General features: G+C 59.3%; 24 protein-coding genes. 18 read left to right on the forward strand and 6 right to left on the reverse strand.

Annotation, left to right across the window (positions count from 1 at the left end; translation table 11 throughout):
• Positions 1 to 71: 71 nt before the first annotated feature.
• From M9Q49_RS32045 to lnt, 9 genes are all read left to right on the forward strand, one after another.
• Positions 72 to 596 carry a hypothetical protein gene (locus M9Q49_RS32045; RefSeq protein WP_254513395.1) on the forward strand — a complete coding sequence of 175 codons (525 nt, stop codon included), beginning with the start codon at positions 72 to 74 and terminating at the stop codon, positions 594 to 596.
• A gap of 76 nt (positions 597 to 672) precedes the next feature.
• Positions 673 to 1,857, forward strand: a complete 1,185-nt coding sequence (locus M9Q49_RS32050; RefSeq protein WP_254513396.1) for an NAD(P)/FAD-dependent oxidoreductase — start codon at positions 673 to 675, stop codon at positions 1,855 to 1,857.
• A gap of 60 nt (positions 1,858 to 1,917) precedes the next feature.
• Entirely contained in the window at positions 1,918 to 3,336 is a 1,419-nt protein-coding gene (locus M9Q49_RS32055; protein WP_254513397.1) for an APC family permease, read from the forward strand.
• Positions 3,337 to 3,794: 458 nt separating this feature from the next.
• Positions 3,795 to 5,123, forward strand: a complete 1,329-nt coding sequence (locus tag M9Q49_RS32060) for a KamA family radical SAM protein (protein WP_254513398.1) — start codon at positions 3,795 to 3,797, stop codon at positions 5,121 to 5,123.
• Between the two features lie 109 nt (positions 5,124 to 5,232).
• A complete protein-coding gene (locus M9Q49_RS32065; RefSeq protein ID WP_254513399.1) occupies positions 5,233 to 5,718 on the forward strand; it encodes a YkgJ family cysteine cluster protein in 486 nt (161 codons plus the stop codon).
• Positions 5,719 to 5,935: 217 nt separating this feature from the next.
• Positions 5,936 to 6,832, forward strand: coding sequence for an AAA family ATPase (locus tag M9Q49_RS32070; protein ID WP_254513642.1), 897 nt, complete (start codon positions 5,936 to 5,938; stop codon positions 6,830 to 6,832).
• Positions 6,832 to 8,097, forward strand: coding sequence for a DUF58 domain-containing protein (locus tag M9Q49_RS32075; RefSeq protein WP_254513400.1), 1,266 nt, complete (start codon positions 6,832 to 6,834; stop codon positions 8,095 to 8,097). The genes M9Q49_RS32070 and M9Q49_RS32075 overlap by 1 nt, the downstream gene beginning before the upstream one ends.
• Positions 8,098 to 8,237: 140 nt before the next feature.
• Positions 8,238 to 9,575: a hypothetical protein gene (locus M9Q49_RS32080; RefSeq protein ID WP_254513401.1), complete on the forward strand. Its 1,338-nt coding sequence runs from the start codon at positions 8,238 to 8,240 to the stop codon at positions 9,573 to 9,575.
• A 73-nt stretch (positions 9,576 to 9,648) separates the two neighbouring features.
• Positions 9,649 to 11,364: an apolipoprotein N-acyltransferase gene (gene lnt, locus M9Q49_RS32085; protein WP_254513402.1), complete on the forward strand. Its 1,716-nt coding sequence runs from the start codon at positions 9,649 to 9,651 to the stop codon at positions 11,362 to 11,364.
• A gap of 11 nt (positions 11,365 to 11,375) precedes the next feature.
• On the opposite strand, the gene M9Q49_RS32090 is transcribed toward lnt, so the two are convergent.
• The 6 genes from M9Q49_RS32090 to M9Q49_RS32115 form a co-directional block, all read right to left on the reverse strand.
• Positions 11,376 to 13,511, reverse strand: coding sequence for a DUF4139 domain-containing protein (locus tag M9Q49_RS32090; protein ID WP_254513403.1), 2,136 nt, complete (start codon positions 13,509 to 13,511; stop codon positions 11,376 to 11,378).
• A gap of 239 nt (positions 13,512 to 13,750) precedes the next feature.
• Positions 13,751 to 13,975 (reverse strand): hypothetical protein, encoded by a 225-nt coding sequence (locus M9Q49_RS32095; protein WP_254513404.1) that lies wholly within the window; start codon positions 13,973 to 13,975, stop codon positions 13,751 to 13,753.
• A gap of 80 nt (positions 13,976 to 14,055) precedes the next feature.
• On the reverse strand, positions 14,056 to 14,322 hold the full coding sequence (locus tag M9Q49_RS32100) for a hypothetical protein (protein ID WP_254513405.1): 267 nt from the start codon (positions 14,320 to 14,322) through the stop codon (positions 14,056 to 14,058).
• A gap of 130 nt (positions 14,323 to 14,452) precedes the next feature.
• Positions 14,453 to 14,710, reverse strand: coding sequence for a hypothetical protein (locus M9Q49_RS32105; RefSeq protein ID WP_254513406.1), 258 nt, complete (start codon positions 14,708 to 14,710; stop codon positions 14,453 to 14,455).
• 85 nt (positions 14,711 to 14,795) lie between these two features.
• Positions 14,796 to 15,716, reverse strand: a complete 921-nt coding sequence (locus M9Q49_RS32110; RefSeq protein ID WP_254513407.1) for a sensor histidine kinase — start codon at positions 15,714 to 15,716, stop codon at positions 14,796 to 14,798.
• Between the two features lie 4 nt (positions 15,717 to 15,720).
• A complete protein-coding gene (locus tag M9Q49_RS32115; RefSeq protein WP_254513408.1) occupies positions 15,721 to 16,539 on the reverse strand; it encodes a sulfite exporter TauE/SafE family protein in 819 nt (272 codons plus the stop codon).
• Positions 16,540 to 16,813: 274 nt separating this feature from the next.
• Here M9Q49_RS32115 and M9Q49_RS32120 point away from each other — a divergent pair, with 274 nt between their 5' ends.
• From M9Q49_RS32120 to nuoH, 9 genes are all read left to right on the forward strand, one after another.
• Positions 16,814 to 17,611: an SDR family NAD(P)-dependent oxidoreductase gene (locus tag M9Q49_RS32120; protein ID WP_254513409.1), complete on the forward strand. Its 798-nt coding sequence runs from the start codon at positions 16,814 to 16,816 to the stop codon at positions 17,609 to 17,611.
• Positions 17,612 to 17,866: 255 nt separating this feature from the next.
• Positions 17,867 to 18,277 (forward strand): NADH-quinone oxidoreductase subunit A, encoded by a 411-nt coding sequence (locus M9Q49_RS32125; RefSeq protein WP_315861214.1) that lies wholly within the window; start codon positions 17,867 to 17,869, stop codon positions 18,275 to 18,277.
• Positions 18,268 to 18,858: an NADH-quinone oxidoreductase subunit B gene (locus tag M9Q49_RS32130; RefSeq protein ID WP_315861215.1), complete on the forward strand. Its 591-nt coding sequence runs from the start codon at positions 18,268 to 18,270 to the stop codon at positions 18,856 to 18,858. Before M9Q49_RS32125 ends, M9Q49_RS32130 begins: the two co-directional genes overlap by 10 nt.
• Before the next feature lie 190 nt (positions 18,859 to 19,048).
• Positions 19,049 to 19,549 (forward strand): NADH-quinone oxidoreductase subunit C, encoded by a 501-nt coding sequence (locus tag M9Q49_RS32135; RefSeq protein WP_315861216.1) that lies wholly within the window; start codon positions 19,049 to 19,051, stop codon positions 19,547 to 19,549.
• 44 nt (positions 19,550 to 19,593) lie between these two features.
• A complete protein-coding gene (gene nuoD, locus M9Q49_RS32140; protein WP_254513410.1) occupies positions 19,594 to 20,805 on the forward strand; it encodes an NADH dehydrogenase (quinone) subunit D in 1,212 nt (403 codons plus the stop codon).
• A gap of 4 nt (positions 20,806 to 20,809) precedes the next feature.
• Positions 20,810 to 21,289, forward strand: coding sequence for an NADH-quinone oxidoreductase subunit NuoE family protein (locus tag M9Q49_RS32145; protein WP_254513411.1), 480 nt, complete (start codon positions 20,810 to 20,812; stop codon positions 21,287 to 21,289).
• Positions 21,289 to 22,644, forward strand: a complete 1,356-nt coding sequence (nuoF, locus tag M9Q49_RS32150) for an NADH-quinone oxidoreductase subunit NuoF (RefSeq protein ID WP_254513412.1) — start codon at positions 21,289 to 21,291, stop codon at positions 22,642 to 22,644. The genes M9Q49_RS32145 and nuoF overlap by 1 nt, the downstream gene beginning before the upstream one ends.
• 12 nt (positions 22,645 to 22,656) lie before the next feature.
• On the forward strand, positions 22,657 to 24,324 hold the full coding sequence (locus tag M9Q49_RS32155) for a 2Fe-2S iron-sulfur cluster-binding protein (protein ID WP_254513413.1): 1,668 nt from the start codon (positions 22,657 to 22,659) through the stop codon (positions 24,322 to 24,324).
• A gap of 1 nt (position 24,325) precedes the next feature.
• A complete protein-coding gene (nuoH, locus tag M9Q49_RS32160) occupies positions 24,326 to 25,567 on the forward strand; it encodes an NADH-quinone oxidoreductase subunit NuoH (protein ID WP_254513414.1) in 1,242 nt (413 codons plus the stop codon).
• Positions 25,568 to 25,589: the final 22 nt, after the last annotated feature.

Here is a 25,589-nt window from a genome sequence, read left to right on the forward strand (position 1 = left end):
TGCTTCTGGCGTTGCTGCTGCTGTAGGTTGAGTTGTGCTTCCATAACTCGCTTCCAGCAGGAGTAACGATCATGCAGTTTCATTTGCGATTGGTATGCGCGGTTGCAATTTGTTGCGCTGGGTCTGTCGCCTTATTTGCGCAAGACGCCAAGAAACCCAAAGTCGAACTCCGCTGGGTGGAGGCGAAGAAGATCGCCGGCGTGACTGAGGACGAAGGATTTCAGACGAGTTGCGATCCCGACTCGATTATGTATCCGCACAAGAAGCCGGCGCTGGTGCTGACGGCCGAAGAAGTGGAGCGGACGACGCTGCAGCATCTCGATCTGTCGGGCAATGGCTTGTCGAGCCAGAACTATCAGGTGACCATGCATCTCACTCGCGCAGCTCGCGAGAAGTTGGCTGCGACTTACGAAGGGAAAGAGATGCGTTATCTGACGGTGCTGATCGACGGCAAGTATTGGGGGCTGCGGCGGTATGAAAAGGTCGATAAGCCCGGCGTGCCGCCGGTGACGCTGGCGGAAAACTTCACGCCCGACGTTGGTTATTTTTCGTCGAAAGGCGAAGCCCTGCTGCTGATGGATGCGCTGGCGCGGTGAGCCGATGGAAACAGTGCGTTAGTCGTCGTGTATACTTCGCCCTGGTGTTCCCCTACTGCGAACCTCGGCGGAGATGATGGACTGTTTGATTGTTGGCGGCGGCGTGATTGGGTTATCGTTGGCCTGGCAGCTGGCGCGGCGCGGGAAGAAAGTGCGCGTCCTCGATCGCCAGGAACTGGGGCGTGAAGCCAGTTGGGCCGGCGCGGGGATCCTTCCACCGGCGAATCGCGAAGCGCTCGCCCATCCTTACGATCAACTGCGCGGGATGAGCTTTGAACTGCATCGAGAATGGGCCGAACAGCTACGTGCCGAAACGGGTATCGAGACCGGCTATCGTCGCTGCGGCGGCATCTACTTGGCGCGAGCGGCAGGAGAGACGGCAGCGCTGGCGGCTTGGGCGGAGACGTTGCGCGAGGAGCGCGTCGAGGTTGAACGGCTGAGTGTGAGTGGTCGGGAGCTGGGGCGACCGGGAGCTGAGGGGCAATCAATTCCTTCCCCTATCACCCCACCGCCCCATCGCCTGCTCTCCGAACTTGAGACAGGCATTTCCCTCGCACCGCCCGGTGGCATGCCAATCCGCGCCGCCTGGCTGTTGCCCGATGAGTGCCAGCTGCGAAATCCGCATTACCTGCAGGCGCTCGTTCGCGTTTGCGAACAAGCGGGAGTCGAACTGTCGCCGAATGTTGAAGTTCAGGATTTTGTGTTAGCCGGCGATCGAGTTCGTGGCGTCGTGACTGCGGCGGGCGAGATCTCAGCCGATCAGGTTTGCGTGACGAGCGGCGCTTGGACCGGTCTGTTGTTGCAGCGGCTTGGTTTGACGCTGGGCGTGGTGCCGGTGCGGGGACAGATTGTGCTCTTTCGCGGTGAACGACCGGCGGCGAAGTGTGTCATCAACGAAGGCCCTCGCTATCTCGTGCCGCGCGAGGACGGCAGGCTGCTCGTCGGGTCGACCGAAGAAGAAGCCGGGTTCGAGAAGCGGACGACGGAAGTCGTCATCGCCGAGCTGATTGCGTTTGCCAGATCGCTGTTGCCTGTGTTGAACTCGGCTGAGATCGAAAAGACCTGGGCGGGACTGCGTCCGGCGTCGTTCGATGGGTTTCCTTATTTAGGACCGATTCCGGGAATGAGCAACGCGTTTGTCGCCTCGGGGCATTTTCGGAGCGGGTTGTATTTGTCCCCGGGAACTGCGACCGTAATGGCGGAACTGATGTGCGGGGCAGAAACGAGCATCGATTTGAGTGTGTTTCGGGTCGGGAGATAGTTAAAGTCGGCTTTCACTCCGTGAAAGCACGCGTCTTGTGGTCGTGGAGAGTGTGGCGAGATGGAAGCTCAAAAAGACGCGCCCTTTCACGGAGTGAAAGGCGACAGTAAAGGTCGACTCTCGCTGCTCGATACCACCTCGATCATCGTTGGCATCATCATCGGCTCGACGATTTTCAAAATGTCGCCGACGATTTCGTCCTCGGCGGCGAATCTCGCTTGCTGGCTGCTGCAGGACAATTCTTACTGGGTGCAGATCGCCGGTATCAGTGCGATTTGGATCGTGGGCGGCCTGATCGCGCTGATGGGGGCGGTCTGTTATGCGGAGCTCGCCACCGCGCTGCCGCAAGACGGCGGGAGTTACGTCTATCTGAAAGAAGCCTTCGGCCGGCGAACGGCGTTTGCGTTTGCCTGGACGGAATTTTGGATCGTGCGGCCGGGAAATATCGGCGCGATCGCGTTTGTCGCGGCGATTTTTGCTTTGCAGTTGCTCCCTGCTGAAGTGAAGGGCCTGCTTGGGTCGCGGCCGGAGACGGCGCTGTCGCTGATCTTTATTTGCGTGCTGACGGCGATCAATCTGCTCGGCATTCAGATGGAACGCTGGACGCAGAACTTGCTGACGGCAGCCAAGGTGCTGGGATTGGTGATCGTCGCGTTGCTGGCCTGGCTTTGGCTGACTGCTGGTGCAGGGACGAATGACGTTGCCCCGCCGAGCGAGACTAGTTTGTCGTTCGCGATGATCATGGTGATGTTTGCTTATGGCGGCTGGAGCGACATGTCGTATGTGGCTGCCGAGGTTGATCAGCCGCGGCGGAACATTTCGCGGGCGCTGCTGCTGGGAACCGGCTCGGTGCTGGCAATTTATTTGTTGCTTAATCTAGGCTTTGCCAGAGCGCTGGGTTTGGCCGGGCTATATGGCTCGCAGAATGTCGCCAGCGACGTGCTGCAGCGATCGCTGGGGGCAGTCGGCGATAAGTTCATCAGCCTGCTGGTGGCCGTTTCGTGCCTGGGGGCCATTCACGGCATGATCTTCACCGGCGCGCGGGTTTATTACAAACTCGGCAGCGAGCATCCGCTCTTTGGTTGGCTTGGTGCGTGGCATCCACGGTTGCAGGTGCCGCTGCGCTCGATCCTGGCGCAGTCGGCGGTGACCGTGGTGCTTGTCGCTATCTTCGGCGCGAATGCCGCTGCTTTCGACAGATTGGTGATGTTCACGGGCCCTTTTTATTGGGGCTTTATTTGTCTGGTGATCGTGGCCCTCGTGGCGCTGCGCTGGCAACGGCGCTTGTCGGCTGAGCGTTATCGTGTGCCGCTATATCCGCTGCCGCCGCTGCTGTTCAGCGCGGCGTGTATCTGGATGGCGTATTCCGGCATCATGTATGCATGGACGAGCGGAGGCCGTGAAGGCTACTGGGCACTCGTGGTGGTGATCGTCGGGTTGTTGATCGTGGTGAGAGATTCGCTTGTGTTAAGACGATAGAAATCGGCGCCAGATCGGTGCGAAGTGCGCTCGCAACAGCCCGCGAAGATGAAGATCATGACTTTTTTTCAAAACTTTGCCCATCTCGCCGGAATGACCATTGACAGCACGCCAGCATCCCCCTTTAATTCCGCGCTACGACGAAGTGTCACTGTCAGGGATTGCTGGCCATGGATATCCAGCGTTGACAGTTGACGGGTTCGTTTGGTCGGTCCGGTGATGAACTCCGGACTATCCCATGGTTTCTTATCAAGCCAATTCGGGTAATTCAGGATCCGGCGCCGCGGAGTGCGGAGGCGTTGCCGGTTTGAATTCCCTCGTTTACCGAGCCTTCGGTTCTAAAAAGGACTGGCCGGTGAATTTCTTGGCTGCGAATCGCCGCGTGTGCGATTCGGCGTCCCACGGCAAGGAGACCGTGCCGGGCGTATCTCTACTGGCTCCTGAGGATTACCCTCGGTATGAACAGCTCCGATTGCGAGCAGTCGTTGACGGCCGTTGACCTGGAAGAACCTCCGGGTACTTCGTACCAAAACACATCCACCAGTTACACCCTTACGCTCTCCCCACCGCAGGTCACGCAGTACAAAATCGCTGCGGGCGCGCCTTCCGCCGAGGCGAAACCTGCTGAGTCGCCGCCACCGGTTGCTTTCAACCGTCGCGCGCGCACCACGTCCAAGACTCGCGCCTTCCGGAAGCGATTCTTTCCGGATGTGCCCGACAAAGATTGGAACGACTGGCGCTGGCAAAGCCGCCATCGCATTCGCACGGCAGACAAGTTCGAGCAAATGCTGGAGCTCTCCGATGCCGAACGCGAAGGCTTGTCGAAGGGTGGCAACTTGCTCCCCGTCGGCATCACGCCCTATTACATGAGTCTGCTCGATCAGGCCGACCCGCTGCAGCCATTGCGCAAGACGGTCGTCCCCGTGAAGGATGAATTCATCCGCACGCCGGGCGAGTCCGACGATCCGCTCGGCGAAGACGGCCACAGCCCCGTGCCGGGTCTGGTCCATCGCTATCCCGATCGCGTGTTGCTCCTCGCGCTCGATTTCTGCTCGACCTACTGCCGTTACTGCACGCGTTCGCGCGTTGTCGGTCACGGCGAAATCATGCCGAACGAAAAACGGCTCGAACAAGCCTTTGAATACATCCGCCAAACGCCGACCATCCGCGATTGCCTCATCTCCGGCGGCGATCCGCTCGCTCTGTCGGATGAGAAGCTCGATTGGATGCTCGGTCGGCTGCGGGAAATTCCGCATCTCGAGTTCATCCGCATCGGCACCAAGATGCCTGCCGTGCTCCCGCAACGGATCACGCCTAGCCTTTGCCGCGTGCTGAAGAAGCATCATCCCCTGTGGATGAGCATCCACTTCCTGCACGGCGAAGAGTGCACGCCCGAAGCCTATCAGGCTTGTGCTCGGCTGGCCGACAGCGGCGTGCCGCTCGGCGCTCAGACGGTGCTGCTGAAGGGTGTGAACGACAGCGTCAACGTGATGAAGGACCTCTTTCATCGCCTGCTGATGATGCGAGTCAGGCCGTACTACATCTACCAGTGCGACCCGATCAGTGGCAGCGCCCACTTCCGCACCACGGTGAGCAAGGGCCTGGAGATCATCGAAGGGCTGCGCGGACACACCACGGGTTACGCCGTGCCGCAGTACGTCATCGATGCTCCCGGCGGCGGCGGCAAGATTCCGCTGCAACCCAACTACATCGTAGGCCGCGACGGCGACGACCTGCTGCTGCGGAACTACGAAGGCCAGGTTTATCGGTATCCGGACCCGGTGTAACGAACGGATTGTAGGGTGGGTCGAGCAGTACTCTGCGAGGCCCACCAAACCGACGTCGCACGCGGTGGGCCTCATGAGTACATTCGACCCACCCTACGTTTAGCTTCCTATGTCTGAAGAATTTCTCTGCATCCGCTGTTCCCGGCACATGAAAACCTGTTGCCAGACGGCGGATATTTACACGACGCTGGGCGACCTGCGGCGGATCGAGGAATACAACGGCCAGACGGGCTTCACCGAGTTCCGCGGGCCGAGTAACCCGGCCTACGCCGATCAGGACGACGACCCAATCTGGCGCGACAACGTCTTTCGCGCCGACGGCACGCGGCGCGTCGTCAAAAAGCAAGCCAACGGCGACTGCACCTTCCTCGGCTCGGCGGGCTGCGTGCTGCCGCTCGAAACGCGGCCACTCATCTGCCGCATCTACCCGTTCGACTACACTGCCGACGGTATTGCCGATGAACTTGCCGAAGGCTGCCCCACGGAGCTACTCCGCCCCGGCCAAGGCTTGATCGAAGCCCTCGACATGAAGCTCGACGACGCCCGCCGTTGGCACGCCCAACTCTACGAAGAACTGCCGCGCGAACGTTTGTAGTTCATGGGCCGGAACTGCGCCGAGTACAGCTTGTTCCGGCCTACTTACTGATGGCAGATTGCCGCGACTTCAGTCAGAATGAGAGGCGACCCCTCTTCATCCTCTTCTGCATCCCAACTCCATGAGTGTCGCGACCGGTTCTGCTTCTCGACCTGCTGCTGGCCCATCGCAGCAACAATCGGTCCTCAACGACCTGGTTTCGCGGCTCGAAAACAACATCTGTCAGGTCGTTCTCGGCAAACCCGAAGTCGTGCGGATGTGTCTGGTCGCCCTTCTCTCCGGCGAACACGTGCTGCTCGAGGATGTTCCCGGTGTCGGGAAGACGCTGGTGGCGAAGGCCTTGGCGAAAAGCGTGTCGGGGCATTTCTGCCGATTGCAGTTCACGCCCGATTTGCTTCCTAGCGACATTCTTGGCAGCAGTGTGTATGACGCCAAGGAATCGCGGTTTGTCTTTCATCGCGGGCCGATCTTTGCCAACATCGTGCTGGCCGATGAGGTGAATCGGGCGCCGCCGCGGACGCAAAGCGCCTTGCTCGAAGCCATGAGCGAAGGGCAGGTTTCTGTCGACGGCCAAACGCTCAAGCTGCCGTCGCCGTTTTTGGTCATCGCCACGCAGAATCCGTATGAATACGAGGGAACCTATGCTCTGCCCGAGAGCCAACTCGATCGCTTCCTCGTGCGGTTGTCGGTCGGCTATCCCGCCGCGGCCGACGAACGGCAGGTGCTGTCGAGCCATCGCTTGAAAGAGCCCGTGCAAGATTTGCAGCCAGCCGTGACCGGCGAACAGATCCTGCAGCTGCAACACGCCGTTCGGCAGGTGCGGTTCGACGACTCGCTGGGAAACTACTTGCTGGAGATCGTGCATCTCACCCGCCAGTGCGACGAGTTACGCGTCGGCGTGAGCACCCGCGGTGCGTTGAGCTTGTATCGCGCGGCCCAATCGCTCGCGCTCATCGAAGGCCGGGCGTTTGTGATTCCGGAAGATATCAAACGACTCACGCCGGGAGTTCTCGCCCATCGCGTGCTGCTCAAGGGCCTTGCGCGGACTTCGCAGCGTGATGTGGCGGAAGGAATTATTCGGCGGCTGACCGATCAAGTCGCCGTGCCACGCTAATGACACGCAACAGCCATCTCCGCGCCCGACTCACTCGCGAAGGCTGGTATTACCTCGCCGTTCTTACGTTCATCGTTGGCGGCGCGGCCCTCTGTCATGTCAACCTTCTCGTCGTGCTCGGCGGCATGATGCTTGCGCCCCTGCTCATCAATTGGCGGTTGGCGCTGGCGAGTTTGCGCGGCATTCAGATCCATCGGCTGCCGTTGCGCAGCGTGCATGCCGCGCAGCCGCTCGTGGTGGAATTCGAAATCACCAACCGCCGACGCTGGTTCGCGGCTTGGCTGGTGGTGGTTGAGGATCGTTGGCAATTGCTCGAGGAGGATCCGCCTTCCTCACGCGCGGGCTTTTGGCCGATTGTTTATCGCGGCCTGAACCGCTTGTTCGGCAAATCGTCGCTGACTAGCGCGACGACATTCGTACCGTCCATCGAACCCGGCACCACAGCGAGGACCAGCTACGAGTTGCTCATTCCCCGTCGTGGCCGTTATGCCTTGCAAGCGAGTTTCGTACGGAGCTGTTTTCCGCTCGGTCTGGTCGAAGCCATCGTCACGATCCGCGAGCCGCGCGAGGTTCTCATCTTGCCGCGCATCGGCCGACTGAGTGCTGAGTGGACGCATCGGATCACTGCCGCCTTGCAAGGTGAAGGAGAACGTCAGCTGCGCCACCGGTCCGGCGATGGCGACTTCTTTGCGGTTCGTCCCTGGCAAAGTGGCGACAGCATGCGTTGGATGCATTGGCGGACCACCGCTCGCGCCGGCAGGCCCATGGTCAGGCAGTTTGAGCGCGAATCGACTTCCACGGTGGCGCTGATTCTCGATCCCTTTCTGCCAGCCCAGCCCACCGCCGGCGAACGAGCCCGCTGCGAAGCGGCCATCAGTTTTCTCGCCACAGCGCTCGCCGATCTGGCCCAGCGCGATACGGCCCGCCTGGCGGTCTTTGTGGCGAGTGCGTCCCAGCCCAGCTGGATCGGCGGCCGGTCGCCAGTCTTTCTCGAAGAAGTTCTAGCCGGGCTCGCCGAACTTCGCGGTTCGCCGGAGGACTTTCGGGCGGCAGCGGCCGAGCAGTTGGACGAGCAACTCCCCGAACCGGCCTGCGTGCTGGTGATCAGTTCCCGACCGGGAAACACGGTGGCGAATTCGGCCAAAAATGCGGGTGAAAACGGCTCCGCGGAACTTAAACCGGCCGAAGGGCGTCCTGGATTTAACGCCGGGCAAATAATTTCTATCGCGAGTCCAGAGTTCGCTACGTTATACTCTCTGGAGTAGCGAACCCCGCACAATGGGCCAGCTGACTCCGCAAGATGGGCCAGTGGTCGGTCGCGAGTTCCCTTTCCAGTTTTCTTTCTTGTTATCCCGTTTCACAGGCGGACCAGCGGTCCGTCCTTCTCTTGGTTGGCGAGACGTCGATGAACTACTACGAAGAGCCGCCGCGGAGAATCATCAACACCCGAAAGCTGACGTTCTTTCTGATTGGTCTCGTCATTGGCGTTCCGGGGCTGTTGAGCACGGTGGGCCTGGTGCTACTGTGGGCCATCATGGGGTTCCCCATGAGTGGCCGCGCGATTCCCGGCAAGCACACCACCTGGAACGATGTGGTCGTCGAGCGGCAAGCCATTCAAGATGAGTTTGCGGGACTGATCACGAACCTGCATTCGTCTTATCCCAATGGCATTCCTGAACAGCAGGTTCGTAAGCTGCGCGGCAGATTAGCCCTGCGCACGACGAACTACATAAAATTGATCGACGCCGCTCGTGAAAACCACGGCTTGCCGACACCCGACATTCAGTTGGCGCTGCAATCGCACATCCCGTTTGAATTTCTGATCGCCAATTCGCCGGCACGCGTCGCTGAACTCAAGGCTGAACGAGAGCGACAGAAAGCCGAGTACGAACAACGAATCGCCCAGCAGAAAGTCGACCGTGAGGCTTACCTGGCTAAGCTGGAATCGGACCGTCAACTGTACGAACAAGATCGAATCAGACGCGAACAGGATCGGCAGAACCAACTGGCGGCCGATCAACAGCGGTTGCGCGACCTGGCGAACAGTCGTCCTGTGTTCAACATGCCCGCGCCACCGGTTTTTAATCCGCCAGTGTTCAATCAACCGAATCGTGTAAATCCTTCGATGCCTGGGAGTTCACCCAGCGCACCATCGCAGCCAGCCGTCGAAGAGCCGCCGCCGGGTTTTCCAGCGACGGATATCTCTCAAGTGAAACCTCGCGACATCGTCTTCGTCCAAGCCGGCGATAAGAAGTGGGTGGAAGCGCTGGTGCAAGCGAAGCGTGGCAAACTGGCTCAGGTGAAAGCAATCAACGGTGATGTCGCCACGGTCACCGTGGATCGGATCCGCTTGAAAATGGAACCATCGGCCAAACCGGAGACCGGTCGACCAGCCGCGCTGCAAGTCGCCGAAGTGCCGAAGAACACTGGCAAAAAAGAGGAAGACGAAGACGACTCGCTCTTCGTCGCCAAGCCCAACGACGATCCGCCGCCGTCAGCAACTCCCTCGGTAACCGCCGCCGTGCCGACGCAACCGCAGCCGGCTACCAAACGGCCCAATTTGCCCGAAGCTGAATTCCGCATTTGGACCAGCGACGCTGGCACCACCGTCGAAGCCGAGCTGCTCAGTTTCGAATTCGATCTGGTCCAACTCCGCCGCCGCAGCGACGGCAAGCTCCTATCCTTCCGGATCGAAAAACTCTCCGCCGAAGACCAGCAAATCGTGCGCGACAAGTTTCCGTAAGGGGCCGCCCGCGACATGCGGCCATCAATGGCGGTATGGGAATTTCTGTCGTCTCCTGCTATGAACAGGGGCGATGGCAGCCAATTCGCGACTCGTGAAAGCCGATTCTCGCCGCAGCAACAAGGACGCGCCGGCGAAGGTCGCCGCGCGCCCCGAACCAGCCGTTCCCTGGCCGCAGCGAACCTGGGTGCTGATGCTGGCCGGCTCGCTCCTCCTCTGGGCTTCCTTTCCGCCGCTCGATCTTTGGCCGTTGGCGTGGCTTGCGCCGCTGCCGTGGTTGCTGCTGATTCGCCGCGAGCAACTCGCAGGCAAGCGACCTTACTTGCACGTGGCCGTCGGCGGGTTTGTCTTTTGGTTACTAATGCTGCAGGGCGTTCGGTTGGCGCATCCGCTGCTCTATGGCGGTTGGATTGCACTCGCGGCGTACCTGACGACTTACCTGGTGCTGTTCATTGCCATCACCCGTGTCGCCGTGCACCGCCTGCGCTGGCCGTTGTTTCTCGCGGCGCCGATCGTGTGGACCGGCCTCGAGTTCTTGCGGGCGAATCTGATCTCCGGTTTTGCCTGCGGGATGCTCGCCCATACGCAAACAGCATTGCCGATCCTGCTGCAGATCGCTGACCTCGGCAGCGCGTATCTGGTGAGCTTTGTGATGCTGCTGGTGACCGCTGTGATTGCGGAACGCCTGCCCGCAAACTGGTTGGGCGAAACAAACAAACAGCATGGACCGGTGGCCGTTGTGATCGCGGTAGTCTGTGTTGCGCTGACGCTCTCCTACGGCTGGTATCGCCTGGCAGAAAAGCTTCCTGAGAACAATCGCAAGCCGCTGCAAGTCGCGCTGATTCAGGGTTCGCTCGATACGCGGTTCGATCAGCATCCGCAGGAACGCATGAAGGAAACCTTCGGCCAGTACGATCCACTCACGCGCGAGACCCTCGCCAAGTCGCCGCAGATCGATCTGGTTGTGTGGCCGGAATCGATGTTCGCCGTAGCCGAGTTTCAAACGAAGTCGGCGAACCAGCTGACCGACTCAAGCATCAATGCCGAGAAGCGACAGTTCATCAAGAGTTGGCAGGGGCTGTTTGAAACTACGCTCGGTGAAGTGCAACGCTTCCTGCCGGAGAGTCAGTTCCTCTTTGGGACGACGACGTTGCAGTTTGATCTGCGCGACGAGAATCCACAGCCGAAGAACTACAACGTCGCGCTGCTCGCCGCGCCGGGCAAGGGCTTAGTCAATCGCTATTACAAAATGCATCCGGTCATGTTCGGCGAATTCGTGCCGCTGACCGATCTCTTTCCTGCTTTGACGAGTCTCACTCCGATTGGCGAAGGAATGTCGGTCGGCAATGAGCCCGTGCTGATGGAAGTGCGTGATTACGCGCTCGCGCCGAATATCTGTTTCGAAAGCACCGTGCCGCATCTGTTGCGGCAGCAAGTGAGCCATTTGGAACAGGAAAACAAACGGCCGATCGATGCCATTGTGAACATCAGCAACGACGGCTGGTTCAAGGCAAGCGGGATTCTCGATCTCCATTTCCGCTGCAGCGTGTTTCGCGCAATCGAAAACCGCAAGCCAGTGATCATCGCAGCCAACACCGGCATCTCGGCCCACATCGACGGCAACGGCCGGGTGATCGAGCGCGGCCCGAAGCGTTCGCCGAAACCGCTCGTTGCCAGCGTCGTTCCTGACGGCCGACGAAGTCCGTATCACTCCGTCGGCGATCTCTTTGCCTGGCTCTGTGCAGGCGCGACCTGGGGCGTGGCGCTGTTCGCCACGCTGAAGCGTTGAGTGAGAATCGATTACTTCAATTCCAAGCCGATCAAATAGGTATCCAGGCTCTGCCGCAGCTTTTGTTCTTCGGCCAGCGAAGCCGTGATCTGCGTTCGCAGCCCTTCGATGGTGTCTTCTTGTTGCGTGAACTTCGTCACGTAACGGCGGAAGAGATCGGAGTCCTTCGGCAGCTGAGCCATGTTGTCGCGAATCCGCTTCTGCTCTTGATCGATGACCGTGACCTGCCGTTCGAGCTCTTGTCGTTTGGCAACGGCCTGCGCGATCACACCCTTGCGCGTGATGACTTCGCGGAGAGCCTTCTTCACGTCCTCGCCGACCACGGTGGCGTTCAGATAGTACTGAATCGTGTTTGAATCGAGATTGTTGATCGCGACTTGCTCGTTCGAAGTGTATTCCTCTTTCACATCGAGCGTCGCCGGTTTGCCCGGTTCTGCCGTCACGGCGAAGCGATATTGATCGCGGGTTTTTTCGTCGGCTTCTTTCGGCGAGACGAGCGTCCAAGGCTGTTGCAGCGGATGTTCGATGAGCACCTTCTTGCTCTTCTTGCCGCTGTTCTTCACCAGGAACGATTTGGTGCGCACGTTCTTGTGACTCGTGTAGAGCGTTCCCTTGCTGATGCGCACCGTGGTGAGCGATTGCGGATCTTGCTTGTTCGACGGCGCGACTTCGGTATCGAGATCCATTGCATAGCTGATGAGTCGTTCGGTGCCGGGCTGCAGGGCTTGGATCTGTGCGTCGCCGGCGTAGGCGTTGTCATCGAAGACCGTGATTGGACCTTGCATCAAATGCAGATCGGTCGTGTTCTTTAGTTTCAGCCCATTCAGCGGATGCTTGGCGTGCTGCGATTCGTTGTAGATCGAAACTTTGTCGCCGGCCACCGATTCGTTGACGATCGGCAGCATCGCGCTTTGACTGCGCTGCAGCTTCACTGGTGTGGCGATTTGGTAGCGGAACATTTCGCCGACGTCGCCGGCCTGCGCGACCGACTGACCGCCGCGCTGCAGATCCATCCGGTATTCGCCCTTGGCCGCCTGACCAGCATTGGCTCCGAACGCATAACCATCGCCGGGCTTTCCGGGAGCCTGCGGAACGGCTGCCGCCAACGCGGGAGCACGGCGCATTTGATCGCCTAATTGCTTGGCCTTCTCCTGCACTTCGCCAGCGCGGCGGAACTCATCGTCGGCCGAGGCCAAGTCTTGTTCGTACGTGCGTGGACGTAGCGAAGAGTACAACTCGGGCTTCACTTCCGGACGATTGACATAAAGGGGCTGATACAGATCCATCACAAACGAAATGGGCCGGCCGCTGACGAGCGTGAGCGTGACGTTGTCCCAATCGGCTTCGGTGGTGTTCTCGACAATCGCCCAGCCTTGCAGGAACGGCTTTTCGTCGTCCGACAACACGAGCCGATAGCTGGTCTTCCAGATCGGCGCTTCCTGGATGTAGCCGATGTTGACGTCGCGTTTGCCGCCGCCGAGGAACGACAGCGAAACGGTTTTCTTTTCGGAGTCCTTGCCCATTGCGAGCACCATCAGCGCTTGCCGCAGTTCGGCATCGAGCTTGGCGTTGCTCAGTTTGATGCGACCGACATTGCCGAGCGACACGCTGCGCAAACCATCGGCAGTCAGCAGGTTGACGAACTTCTCATCGACCACCTGATCGCCAGCGGGGACCTTGCGCGTTTCGACGCCGAGGATGGTGCCGGTAACTTTGGTCGGCGCGTCGATCTCGATCTGTTCGCCGCGGATCTGCTGCAGCAAATCGCCGAGCGTGGGATTGCGCGTCAGGTCGATCGAAAACGTCCCAAGGGTTCGCGTGATCGGCTCGCGGCTGCCGTAGCTGACCGTCGAGATGCGGCCGCCACCCAGATCTTGCAGCACCATGCTCTTCAGCAAGTCGTTGATGTCCTTCACATTGAACTTCATGTCGACCGAGGCATTGCCATCGACCTTGCCAGCGTGCTCGAAGAACGCCACGCCGCTGCTGAACATCACCACCCGCTTCACCGGAATGTCGGCGGCCTTGTCCTTCTCTTGTGCCGACAAACTCATTGAGCCTGCCGACAGAAACATCGGTCCCAAGCCGACAGCCACGGCAATCGCCGCCCGGGCCAGCCACCTTTTGAACGGGTTCGAAATCGCCATGACAGGAGCCTTTGGAGAGGTGAAAGATTGTTCTTTAAAATTGACGTGAGTCGTGTGCGATTCTGAGCCGATTTGGGTGATCCCCAACGATTTTAAGAGAATTACATCACAACCCTGAGCGCGCAATGTCCCATGTAAACCTAGCTCACGACCCGTGGCCGCCCCTGCCAGAGTCGGCAACCACGGCGGATTGCTGTGAATAAGACGGCCGGGCCGGGCTGTCGGTTTCGCCCATTCGGCTATTTTTTGAGCGTTTGGGAGCCGTCTGAAGCAGTGGTGTCATCATTGCTGCCATCCGGGTTTTGCGGCGGACTCAACTTCTGGGCAAGATAAATCGCCCCAAGGAGAATGCCGAGGGGCGGAAACAACACGCCGACCAGCCACGGCCAGAGGACGAAGTTACTCTTGTTGGCCATAGCCTCGCACGGGCCGACGGCGTGGATCTGAGCACCGCCATCAGGCATCGCGCAGATTGGGCATTCGACGCAGTTCGTCAGTAGGTTCGCTCCGCACTGAGGGCATTTACGCACGCTTCACCAGGCAACTAAGGTCGCGGCTCTCTTGCCTGCTGATACTTCTCGTACAACTCGCGATAGTTATTGACGTGCAGTTCGGCGTAGCCGCAATCGCCGCAGACGGTTAGCGATAACTGCCCCTTCGATGTTTCCTTAAAGAACCAAGCCTCGGGCTTGCCATGCACGGCAACCTCGGCGGGCCGGGTTTTGCTGCCCATATCACCATAGTGATCTTGCAGCGGCATGTTGTGCATTAGCTTTGGCGAACCGCAGCGAAGACATTCGGGTGTTTTCATTTTCCGCCCTCCACTCTCGATTTTCTTCTCGCTGCTCTCCTTTGCCTGGCTGGCAAATGAAGTAACAGGCCGATCGTCAGTAGAGAGCAGCGGTGGCGGCCGTACCACTCGGTGTCAGTTTTTTCCCGAGCTAAGGTAAGGGCTGCGACTGCACGCACTTCTCATACAGTTCGCGAAAGTTTTTGACGTACATCTCGGCGAAGCCACACTCGCCGCAGATAGTCAGAGAGATCTGCCCCACCGCGGTTTCTTTGTTGAACCAAGCTGCGGGGTTGCCATGAATTTCGACTTGCGCGGGCCGCGAAATCTGGCCACCAACATGATCCGCCATCGGCACGTTGTACATGATCTTTTCGGAACCGCAGCGCAGGCACTCAGTTTTCTTCATTCCACACCTTTTGTACTTTCAATCTTCTTTGCACTTGCGAAAGGCAGAGCAGAATAGAAAGCAATTCGGATAGGAAAGCGACGTATTAGGCTTCTTCCCGCGGCAAATTCACTTCAAACTCCGTTCCCTGTCCCACCGCCCGATCGCGGACCTGAATTTGGCTGCGCAGCCGAGAGAGCAACGTCCGCACGATATACAGTCCCAAGCCGGTGCCGGGCTTGTCTCTCTCTAATTCGCTGCCGAGGCGCACAAATCGGCCAAAAATCTTGCGACGCTGTTCGGCGGGAATTCCCTTGCCATTGTCGCTGACGCGCACGATCACGCGCCCCGGTTGCGTGAGATCCATTTTGATCTCGACTTCGGGCTGATCCGTCGCGGCATATTTCACCGCGTTGTCGATCAAGTTGCGGAAGACGAGTTCCAGATCCACTCGCCGGCAGCGGACGATGGCTTGTTCTAGTTCGCAGCGAACCGTTTCTGGCGGCACCTGGTGCCGATGGCAAACCTGCTGAGCGCAACTCCGCAGCACATCGTCGATATAAACGTCTTCATCCTCGCCCGGCTTGGCGACTCGTTCCAGGCGAGCGACATCGAGCAGGTGATTGATCAGCGTATCGAGTCGCTCGACGTCTTCGAGCATCCCTTTGAAAAAAGCCTCTTGTTCATCGGGAGGCAGTTGTCGGCGGTTGAGTGTTTGGATGTAGAGTTTGAGCGAGGCGATCGGCGATTTCAGTTCATGCGTAACACTGTCGATGAAGTTCGACTGCCGCTTCGTCAGATTGACTGCGCGGATCGACAAGACGAGATACATCACCACGCCGAGCAAAATGAATGTCAGCAGCGTGCTGCCGATCGCCAGCCAAGCCCAGTACCAGGCCGCGCTCGTCGGCGAGTTGAGGGCGGCGACGATCAGCGTGAGGATCGAGCCGACGAGCATCACCACGACCATTACGATCAGCACGACGCCGAGCGAGATCGGCCAGCGGAGACTTTTGCGCTCGAACATAGGTCTATTTCGCCGTGAATCGCTGGTAGAAGTACCACGCCGACAGCGTGAAGCCGATCACAATCACCAGCCAGCGAATGTAAATCGGCTTCACCTTGCGACCAAAAGCCGCGGCCAGGTAACCTCCCGCAATCGCAGAGGCCATCATCATCGCCGCGATCGGCCAATGGATCTTCTGCTTGTAAGTAAACACCAGCACCGACATACAATTAATGCAGCCGGCGAGTACCGTTTTGATGGCGTTCATCTCATGCATGTTCGACAAGCCGATGAGCGACAGCGCCGAGAGCATGAGAATGCCGATCCCCGCGCCGAAGTAGCCGCCGTAGATGGCCACCATAAATTGAAACAGCACGATGGCCATCAACTTGCCCAGCGAATGCTCCGGCACCGGTTGCGGCAGGTCCGCTTTCTCGATCGCTTTCTTTTTGGTCAACAGCGGCTGTAATGCAAACAGCAGCGACGCGCCAAAGATCAGCCAAGGGACCAGTGCGCCGAAGTATTTCGGGTTGGTGCTCGTCACCAACCACGTGCCGAGTACACCGCCGACAATGCTCGGGCCGATCAGCAACTTCAGCCATTTCCACTCTTTCATCAGGTCCTGGCGATATGCCCAGGCACTGCTGAACGACGCTGGAGCGAGCGCGACGGTGCTCGTCCCATTGGCGAGCACGGCAGCCAGATCTTCTTCGTAGCCAAGCGCTCGCATCGCCGCGATGAGCGCGGGAAACGTCAACAACGTGCCGCCGCCAGCCAGCGCATTCACGCCCCCCGCCACCGCCGCGGCCAGGCAGAGCCAGATGCATTGAGAAATGTCAGGCACGAAATATTTTCTTAACTATTGCCAGGTTGTAACTGATTTGAGTCTACCTTAATCACCAAGGGCTTTGCAGGCAGTAAGGCTCGCCGCTGGGATGTAGCTGAATTCGCCAGAATTCAGACAAATGCCACGGGTTTGTCATGCGGTTCGTTCGTTTTTTTTTAAAGCGACAAGCCTGCGGACTTCAGTGCTTGCGAGTCACGGAGTGCCTCGCCTACGTTAGAGTCACCTCTCATCCGTTCCTGCTCGCCAGAACGCTGCTCGCCAGGACTCCGCCATGATCGATCTCAAAGGCCACTCTGCTCTCATCACTGGTTCCACCAAAGGGGTCGGCCGTTCGATTGCCGAAGCGTTTGCCAAGGCCGGCGCGAATCTGGTTTTGCACGGTCGGCAGCGCGATGAAAATGCCGAGGAGGTGCTGCAGATCTGCCAGGAAACCGGCGTGCAGGTCGACTTCGTCACCGGCGATCTCGCGGCGCCGACGATCGAAGCCGTCGACACACTATTCGACCAGGCCATTCGCGTGCAGCCGAAGCTCGACATTCTGGTGAACAACGCCGGCACGTACATCGACCTGCCGTTCCTGGAAATGGATTGGCAAACCTGGGAACAAACCTGGCGACTGAACGTAGCGAGTGTTTATTTTCTGACGCAGCGATTCGCCTGGCGGTGGACGCAGAACCGCGTCGCCGGCCGCGTGCTGATGATCGGCTCGATCAACGGCCGACTCGCTGAGCCGACGCACACTTGCTATGACTCGACGAAGGGCGCCATCGAAGCCATGGTCAAGTCATTGTGCGTGGCCCTCGCGCCGCACGACATTCGCGTGAATGGCCTCGCCCCCGGGCTGGTTCGCACGCCGCTGACCAGCGTGATCGATCGCGACCAACGTTTCCGCCGTTGGATGGAACTGCACACGCCCAACGGCCAGGTGCCGCACAGCGATGTCTGCGGCGGGGCCGCAGTTTTTCTTTGTTCCGATGCCGCCGAACACGTCCACGGTCAAATGTTGCTCGTCGACGGCGGCATGAGCGCCTGGCAACAACCCGACATGCCGCCGAACTGGCAAGGGTGATTTCATCCGCAGGCCGGACCATTGGTCCAGCCAAATGCGGCGAGTGCGCCTGGTTTGGCACGGTGCCCGCTTCCGAGACGGACCATTGGTCCGTCCTACTTAAGGCGGTCCTCCGCCCGATTGACCCCTTGGCTAGCGGGCGATATGTTCAAAGCGCGAACCCAGACGAAAGATGGGTTTTCTTCGGATTGGGGCTTGTGATAAGATTCACAAAGTCCAGAAGAAACATCGCAACCGCTTGGAAGTTTTGGGGTTATGGAACTCAAACTGCTCCCCATTTTGCTGTTTGCCGTCGCGGCGGCGGGCCTCGCGCTCGTCATGCTGTTTGCCGGTTCTCTATTCGGACCGAAGCGAAATTCCGCGGTCAAACGCATGCCGTACGAAAGCGGCATGGATCCGATTCACGACGCACACAAGAAATTTGACGTCCGTTTTCACCTGGTCGCCATCGCGTTCCTAGTGTTCGATGTCGAACTCCTCTTCTTATATCCCTGGGCTGTCGCCAGCCGGAACGATGCAGGCCTTGATTCTGCCGTTCGGGCGGCGAACGCGGCCGGCGCAAGTCTTTCCCGCGGCTTGATTTTCGGCGAAGCCATGGTCTTCATCGCCCTGCTGGCGGTGGGTTTGGTTTATGCCTGGCGGAAAGGGGTTTTCCAATGGCGCTAGAGCATTCGCCCGATCTGCCCGAGAACGTCGTTGTTACCAAGCTCGATGAGCTGGCCAGTTGGTGCCGCAAGAACAGTCTGTGGCCAATGCCGTTTGCCACGGCTTGCTGCGGTATCGAGCTGATGGCCACCGGTGCTAGCAAGCACGACTTGGCCCGTTTCGGCGCCGAAGTCTTTCGCTTTAGCCCGCGGCAATGCGACCTGATGATCGTCGCCGGCCGGGTGGCGATGAAGATGCTCCCCGTTCTGCAGCGAATCTGGCAGCAGATGCACGAACCCAAGTGGTGTATCTCGATGGGTGCGTGCGCCTCGACCGGCGGCGTGTTCGACACCTATGCCGTTGTGCAGGGGATCGATCGCTTCATTCCCGTCGATATGTACATCCCCGGTTGCCCACCGCGGCCCGAACAGCTGATTCAAGCGATCATGGACCTGCAGGACAAGATCCAGCGGGAGGGGACGATCGGCGGCGCTGAGTTCGAAACCGCGGCCGCTCAAGAGACCAAGCGGGCTCTGCAAGAATTGCCCATGTACGGCCAAACGGCGTATTTCCATCCGGAGTCCGTTGTCCTCAAAAAATAGTCCTCAAGAAATAAGTCGCGCAGCGACGCAGGTAGCCCGACGCGTAAGCGAGGAGGCGGCGGGTACCAACGAACCATTGCACACAACCTCGCCAGCCTTGTTCACCTTAAATCAAAGCTCAACCACCAGTCGCCCATCCCCTCGCTCACGCGTCGGGCTACCTCCGATGCTTCGCATCGGGAATCAACAGATGCCAGCCACACCTGAAACAATCACCGCGATGGAAAGCCGCTTCGGCAAGGAGCAGGTGACCACGTTTCGCAACGAAACGCGCGTCGTCGTGCCGCGGGCCGATTTTGTGTCGACGATGCGGATGCTGAAGGAAGCTCGCTCGTTCGATCTGCTGTCGGAAGTGACCTGCGTCGACTACCTGAACTATCGCGACGCAAGCGACCGCTTCGGCTTGGTCTATATCCTGACCAACACGATCACCAACGAACGACTGATCGTGCGGGCCTTTTTGAATGAGCCCGACCTGAAGATCGAGTCGATGTGCCAGTTTTGGAACGGCGCGAATTGGCTCGAGCGCGAAGTGTACGACATGTTCGGCATCGAGTTCGTCGGTCATCCCGACCTGCGCCGCATTCTGATGCCCGAAGAGTTCGCCTCGTTCCCGCTGCGGAAGGATTACCCAATGCAGGGCCGCGGCGAACGGCATAATTTCCCAGTCATCACGAGGAATCAGGCCTAGTCCCATCCCTAGCCCCTAGTTCCTAGCCCCCAGCCCCTTCCCCCATGTCCATCGCCACCGAAAACCCGACGGCAGCCAAGCAGGACTACCTGTGGACGCTCAACTTCGGCCCGCAGCATCCGGCCACGCACACCACGCTGCGCATCGTGCTGAAGCTCGACGGCGAACGGGTCGTCGATGCGATGCCCGACATCGGCTATCTGCACAGCGGCTTCGAAAAGCTCGGCGAACACCTCGATTACAACCAATACGTCACCATCACCGACCGGATGAATTACATCTCGCCGGTTGCGAATAACGTGGCCTGGCACTGTGCGGTCGAAAAGCTGCTGGGCATCGAGATCACCAATCGCTGCAAATACATTCGCGTGATCGTCGCCGAGTTGGCCCGCATTAGCGATCACTTGCTCAGCACTGGGGCCATGGGGCTCGATACCGGTGCGTTCACGTTTTTTCTGTACGCCTTTTATCAGCGCGAAGTCATCTACGACATTTTCGAAACGCTGAGTGGCCAGCGGTTCCATCCGAGCTTTACTCGCGTCGGCGGCTTGTCGCAGGACTTCACGCCGCTCGTGATCGAAAAGATCCGCAAGTTCCTGAAGACGTTTCCCGATACGCTCCGCGATATGGAAGCGTTGCTGAATCGCAATCGCATCTACGTCGACCGTACCAAAGGCGTGGGCGTGCTCACCAAGGAAGAAGCCACCAACTGGAGCGCGACCGGCCCGGTCGCTCGCGCCAGCGGTGTGACCCGCGACCTCCGCAAGGATGAGCCATATCTGGCTTACGCTGACTTCGATTTCAATGTTTGCTGCGCGAAGTCGGGCGATTGCTTTGCTCGGTACTACGTGCGTCTTGCCGAGATGAAGGAGAGCCTGAAGATCATTCATCAGGCCCTCGAGAATCTGCCGGCTGGGCCGATCAATGTGGGCGTCGATGAGCGGACGACGTTGCCGACGAAGGCGCAGGTTTATCAAACCATCGAAGGGACGATCACGCACTTCGAACTGGTGATGCTCAATCGCGGTTTCGTCGTGCCGAACGAAGAGATTTACAGCGCGATCGAATCGCCGAACGGCGAGCTCGGTTTTTATGTGGCCGGCGATGGGAGCGACGTGGCTTATCGGGCTCGTTGCCGACCGCCGTCGTACATTCACTTCGCGCTGTTCCCGAAGCTCATTCGCGGACACACGCTCTCGGACGTCGTCGCCGTGCTCGGCAGTTTGAACATCATCGCCGCGGAACTCGATCGTTAAAGCTATGGCAGAACGCATCCTTACCGACGAAATGATCGCCGAGATCAACGAGTTTGTTTCGCGTTATCCGTCGAAGCAAGCCGCGACCGTGCCGGCGCTGCACATCGTCAACGAAAAGCTCCGCTGCGTGCCGCGGCAGGCAGTGGTCGAGATCGCGCAGATCCTCGAGCTCCATCCGTCGCAGGTGCAAGACACGCTCACGTTCTACGGCTACTTCAAGCAAGACAAGCCGGGCGGCAACTGCCGCGTGTGGGTTTGCCGTTCGATCGCTTGTGCTCTGCGCGGCGCCGATGAATTGCTCGAACACATGGAGCACAAGCTGCACGTGAAGGCGGGCGAAACGACGGCGGACGGCCGGATTTCGCTCGAATATGCCGAGTGCCTCGGCGCGTGCGAACATGCCCCGTGCATCCTGGCCGGCGACGATCTGCATAAGAGCGTCTCGCAAGAACAAGCAGACAAGTTGATGGCAGGGATTAAGTAATGGCCGAATTCGAACCAGTCCTGCTCGCCAACGTCGGCAAAGACGAAAGCTGGACCCGTCGTGTCTATGAAGAGACCGGTGGCTACCAAGCCGTGCGCAAAGTCCTCGGCAAGATCGCGCCCAAAGACGTCGCCGAAACGGTGAAGGCCAGCGGTCTTCGTGGCCGCGGCGGCGCGGGTTTTCCGACTGGTCTGAAGTGGACGTTCCTGCCGCAAAATCATCCCGGCCCAATTTATTTTTGCCTCAACGCCGACGAGAGCGAACCGGGCACCTTCAACAACCGCGTGCTGATGGAAGACGATCCGCACCAGGTTCTCGAAGGGATGATGATCAGCTGCTACGCGACGAATTGCAAAACCGCGTACTACTTCATGCGCTGCGAATATCCGCTGGCTTACAAGCGGACGCTAAATGCGATCAAGGAATGCTACGCGGCAGGCTATCTCGGCAAGAACATTTTCGGCAGCGACTATTCGCTCGATATCTTCCTGCATCGCGGGGCCGGCGCTTACATCTGCGGCGAGGAAACCGGCCTGATCGAAAGCCTCGAAGGGAAACGGGCCTGGCCGCGGATCAAACCACCCTTCCCCGCCGTCGAAGGCGCGTTCCGCAAGCCGACCGTCGTGAACAACGTCGAGACTGCGGCCTGCGTGAAGCACATTTTCGATCGCGGCGTCGATTGGTTCAAATCGATCGGTGTGCCGCCCGATCCGAACAACCCGCGCGATGCCGGCAGCTACGGCCCGAAGCTGTATTGCCTCAGCGGTCACATCAACAAGCCCGGCTGCTACGAAGCGCCGCTGGGCATCACGGTGACCGACCTGATCGAAAAATATGGCGGCGGCATTTGGAAGGGTCGCAAAGCCAAGGCTTGCATTCCGGGCGGTATTAGCATGGGCATCCTCAAGGCGGATGAGTTCCACTGCCCGCTCGATTTCAACGGCCCCGGCAAATTCGGCTGCCTCGGTCTCGGCACGGCAGCAGTCGTCGTTATGGACGAGACCGTGCAGATGGTCGATTACCTGATGAACAGCGCCCGCTTCTTCTCGCACGAGAGCTGTGGCCAATGCACGCCGTGCCGCGAAGGAACCAGCTGGGCGACGAAGCTGCTGACCCGCATCAAGGCCGGAAAGGGCCGTTTGAAGGATCTCGACCTGCTTGCCGAAATCGGCGACACGATCGGCATCATGCCGGGGACGACGATCTGCGGTCTGGCCGACGGCGCCGCCTGGCCGCTCAAGAACACGCTCAAGAAGTATCGCGGAGAACTGGAAGAATACATCAAGCGCACGAACCCCGACGGCTGGGCGAACACCGAGCCGGTGCGGGCGTTGCAGTTGCTGAGCATTCATTAATCAAAAGAACTTATGCCAGTCGTCATTGTTGATGGAAAAGAAGTCGAGATCGGCGCGAACGAGCGGCTGAACGGCATTCAGGTCGCTCGGCGGGTCGGCGCGGAAGTGCCGCATTACTGCTGGCATCCGGGCCTGTCTGTCGTTGCCAGTTGCCGCATGTGCCTCGTCGAATGCGGACAAAAAGATGCCGCGACCGGCAAGATCGCGATGCAGCCGCGGCTCGTTCCTGCCTGCCAAACGCCGGCCAAGGACGGCACGGTCTTCGTCACCAACAGCCAAAAGGTGATCGATGCCCGCGCGATGGTCGAAGAGGATTTGCTCCTCCGCCATCCGGTCGATTGCCCCATCTGCGACAAAGCGGGCGAATGCTCGTTGCAGGATTATCACTTCGAACACGGCCGCGAATCGCGTCGCGCCGACATTCAACCTTTCACGAGTCGCCGTCGCGATCTGGGCGACACGGTCACGCTGTTTGTCGATCGTTGCGTGATGTGCACCCGCTGCGTGCGATTCACCCGCGAGATCAGCGGTACCAGCGAATTGATGGTGATCAACCGCGGCGCTCACGAAGAGATCGACGTCTTCCGTTACGAGAACGGCGAGATTCATTTCCCGCTCGAGAATAAGCTATCGGGCAACGTTTGCGACCTCTGCCCCGTCGGCGCGCTCGGCGATAAGGATTTCCTTTACAAGCAACGCGTCTGGTTCATGAAGAGCCACGACAACGTGTGCGCCGGTTGCAGCACTGGTTGCTCGATCAAGGTCGAAGAGAATCAAGATCACGTCTATCGTCTCAAGCCGCGCGAGAATCCGCACATCAACACCTGGTGGATGTGCGACGAAGGTCGGTACGACTGGAAACACGTTCACGATCCGAACCGCTTGCTGGAACTTCGTCGCAAGTCGACGACTAGCAGCAACGGCGATTACTCAAATCTCGATTGGCATCTGCTCCCTGCCGAACTCGATAAGTCGCTGAAGGCTGCGGGCAAGCTCGGCGTTGTTCTGTCGCCGCATTTGACTGTCGAAGAAGCGTACCTCCTCGCGAAGTATGTGCGCGGTCTCGATCCGAATGCCGTTGTCGCGATGGGGCCGATTCCCGTCGAAGGCAAGGACGAGAAATTCAAGAACGGCTTCGTCATTCACAGCGAAAAATGCCCGAACCGCCGTGGCGTGGAAGCGGTCGCTGCGTACTTCGCTGGCAAGTTGATCAGCTGGGAAGACTTTTTGAACGACCAGGCCGCGTCGCTCGGCGGCGTGTGGATCAGCGGCGGTTATAAGAGCGCCTGGCACACCGATGCCGATGCCGCGAAGCTCGCCGGCGTGAAGACGCTCGTCGTACACGACTGCTTTGCTTCGCCACTGTGGAATGCCGCGACCTTCCAATTGCCCGGCGGCACATTCGCCGAGCGCGAAGGTTCGTACGTCAATTATCAAGATCGGCTGCAGTCGTTCCGCTGGGCCATTCGCGCTCCGGCGGGCGTGAAGGTCGAAGGACAACTCTTCTGGCAGCTGACCGGCGGCAGCGGATTGTTCCGCGCCAAGCAAGTGCTGGCCGATGTCTCGCGCGAGATTGGTTATTTCTCGGCGGCGATGGGCGACATTCCCGAGGTGGGTGTCGATTTGAAAGTGAATCAACTGGCTGCCGCAGGGCAGCAATTGGCAGGAGCAGCGACCTAGGATGACGCAACTCCTTCTCGAAACCGGAATCAAAATCGCCATCATCCTCGGCGGGATGATGACGGCGGCTGCGTACTTCGTGCTCCTCGAGCGCCGTATGGCCGCTTGGGTGCAGGACCGCATCGGCCCGAACCGCGTCGGCATTCCCGGCACGAAGGTCCGCCTGTTCGGCCTCGGTCAACCGCTGGCTGACGGCATCAAGTTCATCTTGAAAGAGAACTACACGCCGGCTCACGTCAACCACGCGCTCTATGCGATCGCGCCGGTCGTGATCCTGACGGCGGCACTCACGACGTTCGTCGTTATCCCGATGGGGAGCCTGATTCCGCACTTCAAGGTCGGCGTTCCTCAGGTTGGTGTGGTCGATAGCGGCCACAACGTCGAGATGATCGCCGCGCCGGGAATCGACGTCGGCCTGATTTTGATCTTCGCGCTCAGCAGCATTGCCGTTTATGGCGTGATCCTGGGCGGCTGGTCGAGCAACAACAAGTACAGCTTCCTCGGTGGCCTCCGCAGCAGCGCCCAACTCATCGCGTATGAACTGCCGCTGAGCCTCGGCATTCTCGGCGTGGTCCTCGCGGCTGGTTCACTCGATATCGATACGATTACCAAGGCTCAGGCCGTGCAAGGTTGGTATGGCATTCTGCAGCCGCTGGGCTTCATTGTGTTTTTGATCGCCGCCTTTGCCGAAGCCTCGCGTTTGCCGTTCGACTTGCCCGAAGCCGAACAGGAACTGATCGGCGGTTATCACACCGAATATGCCGGCATGAAGCTGCTGCTGTTCCTGGTGGCTGAGTTCCTGCACATGATCGCGGCGTCGTTCCTCATCGTGCAGTTGTTCCTCGGCGGCTGGCACTTGCCGTTTATCACGGGGGATCTCGATAACGAAAAGATCACGTGGTTCACGGCTGCTCTGCGCATTGGCGTGTTGCAAGCCAAGATCTTCGGCGTGATTGTGTTCTTCATGCTCGTCCGCTGGAGCTGGCCGCGGTTCCGCTTCGATCAGCTGATGTCGCTCGCTTGGAAGATCATGCTGCCGCTCGGCATTTTGAATTTGGTCGCCGTCGCCGTCGTGCAAGAGTTCACCAAGCCCGAAACACTGAACGGCAAAGTCATCGCCATCGCCGTCGGCTGGATCGTGCTCGTCGCCGGTTGGTTGTGCATGGCCCTTAGCAACCCACTCGTGACCGACAACCGCCCGCGCCGCGATCTGTCCCTCGCCGAAGTCGACGCCCAGATCTAAATCGAATCTGCAATCTGCGTAC

The organism is Anatilimnocola floriformis, assembly GCF_024256385.1.
Lineage (GTDB): Bacteria > Planctomycetota > Planctomycetia > Pirellulales > Pirellulaceae > Anatilimnocola > Anatilimnocola floriformis.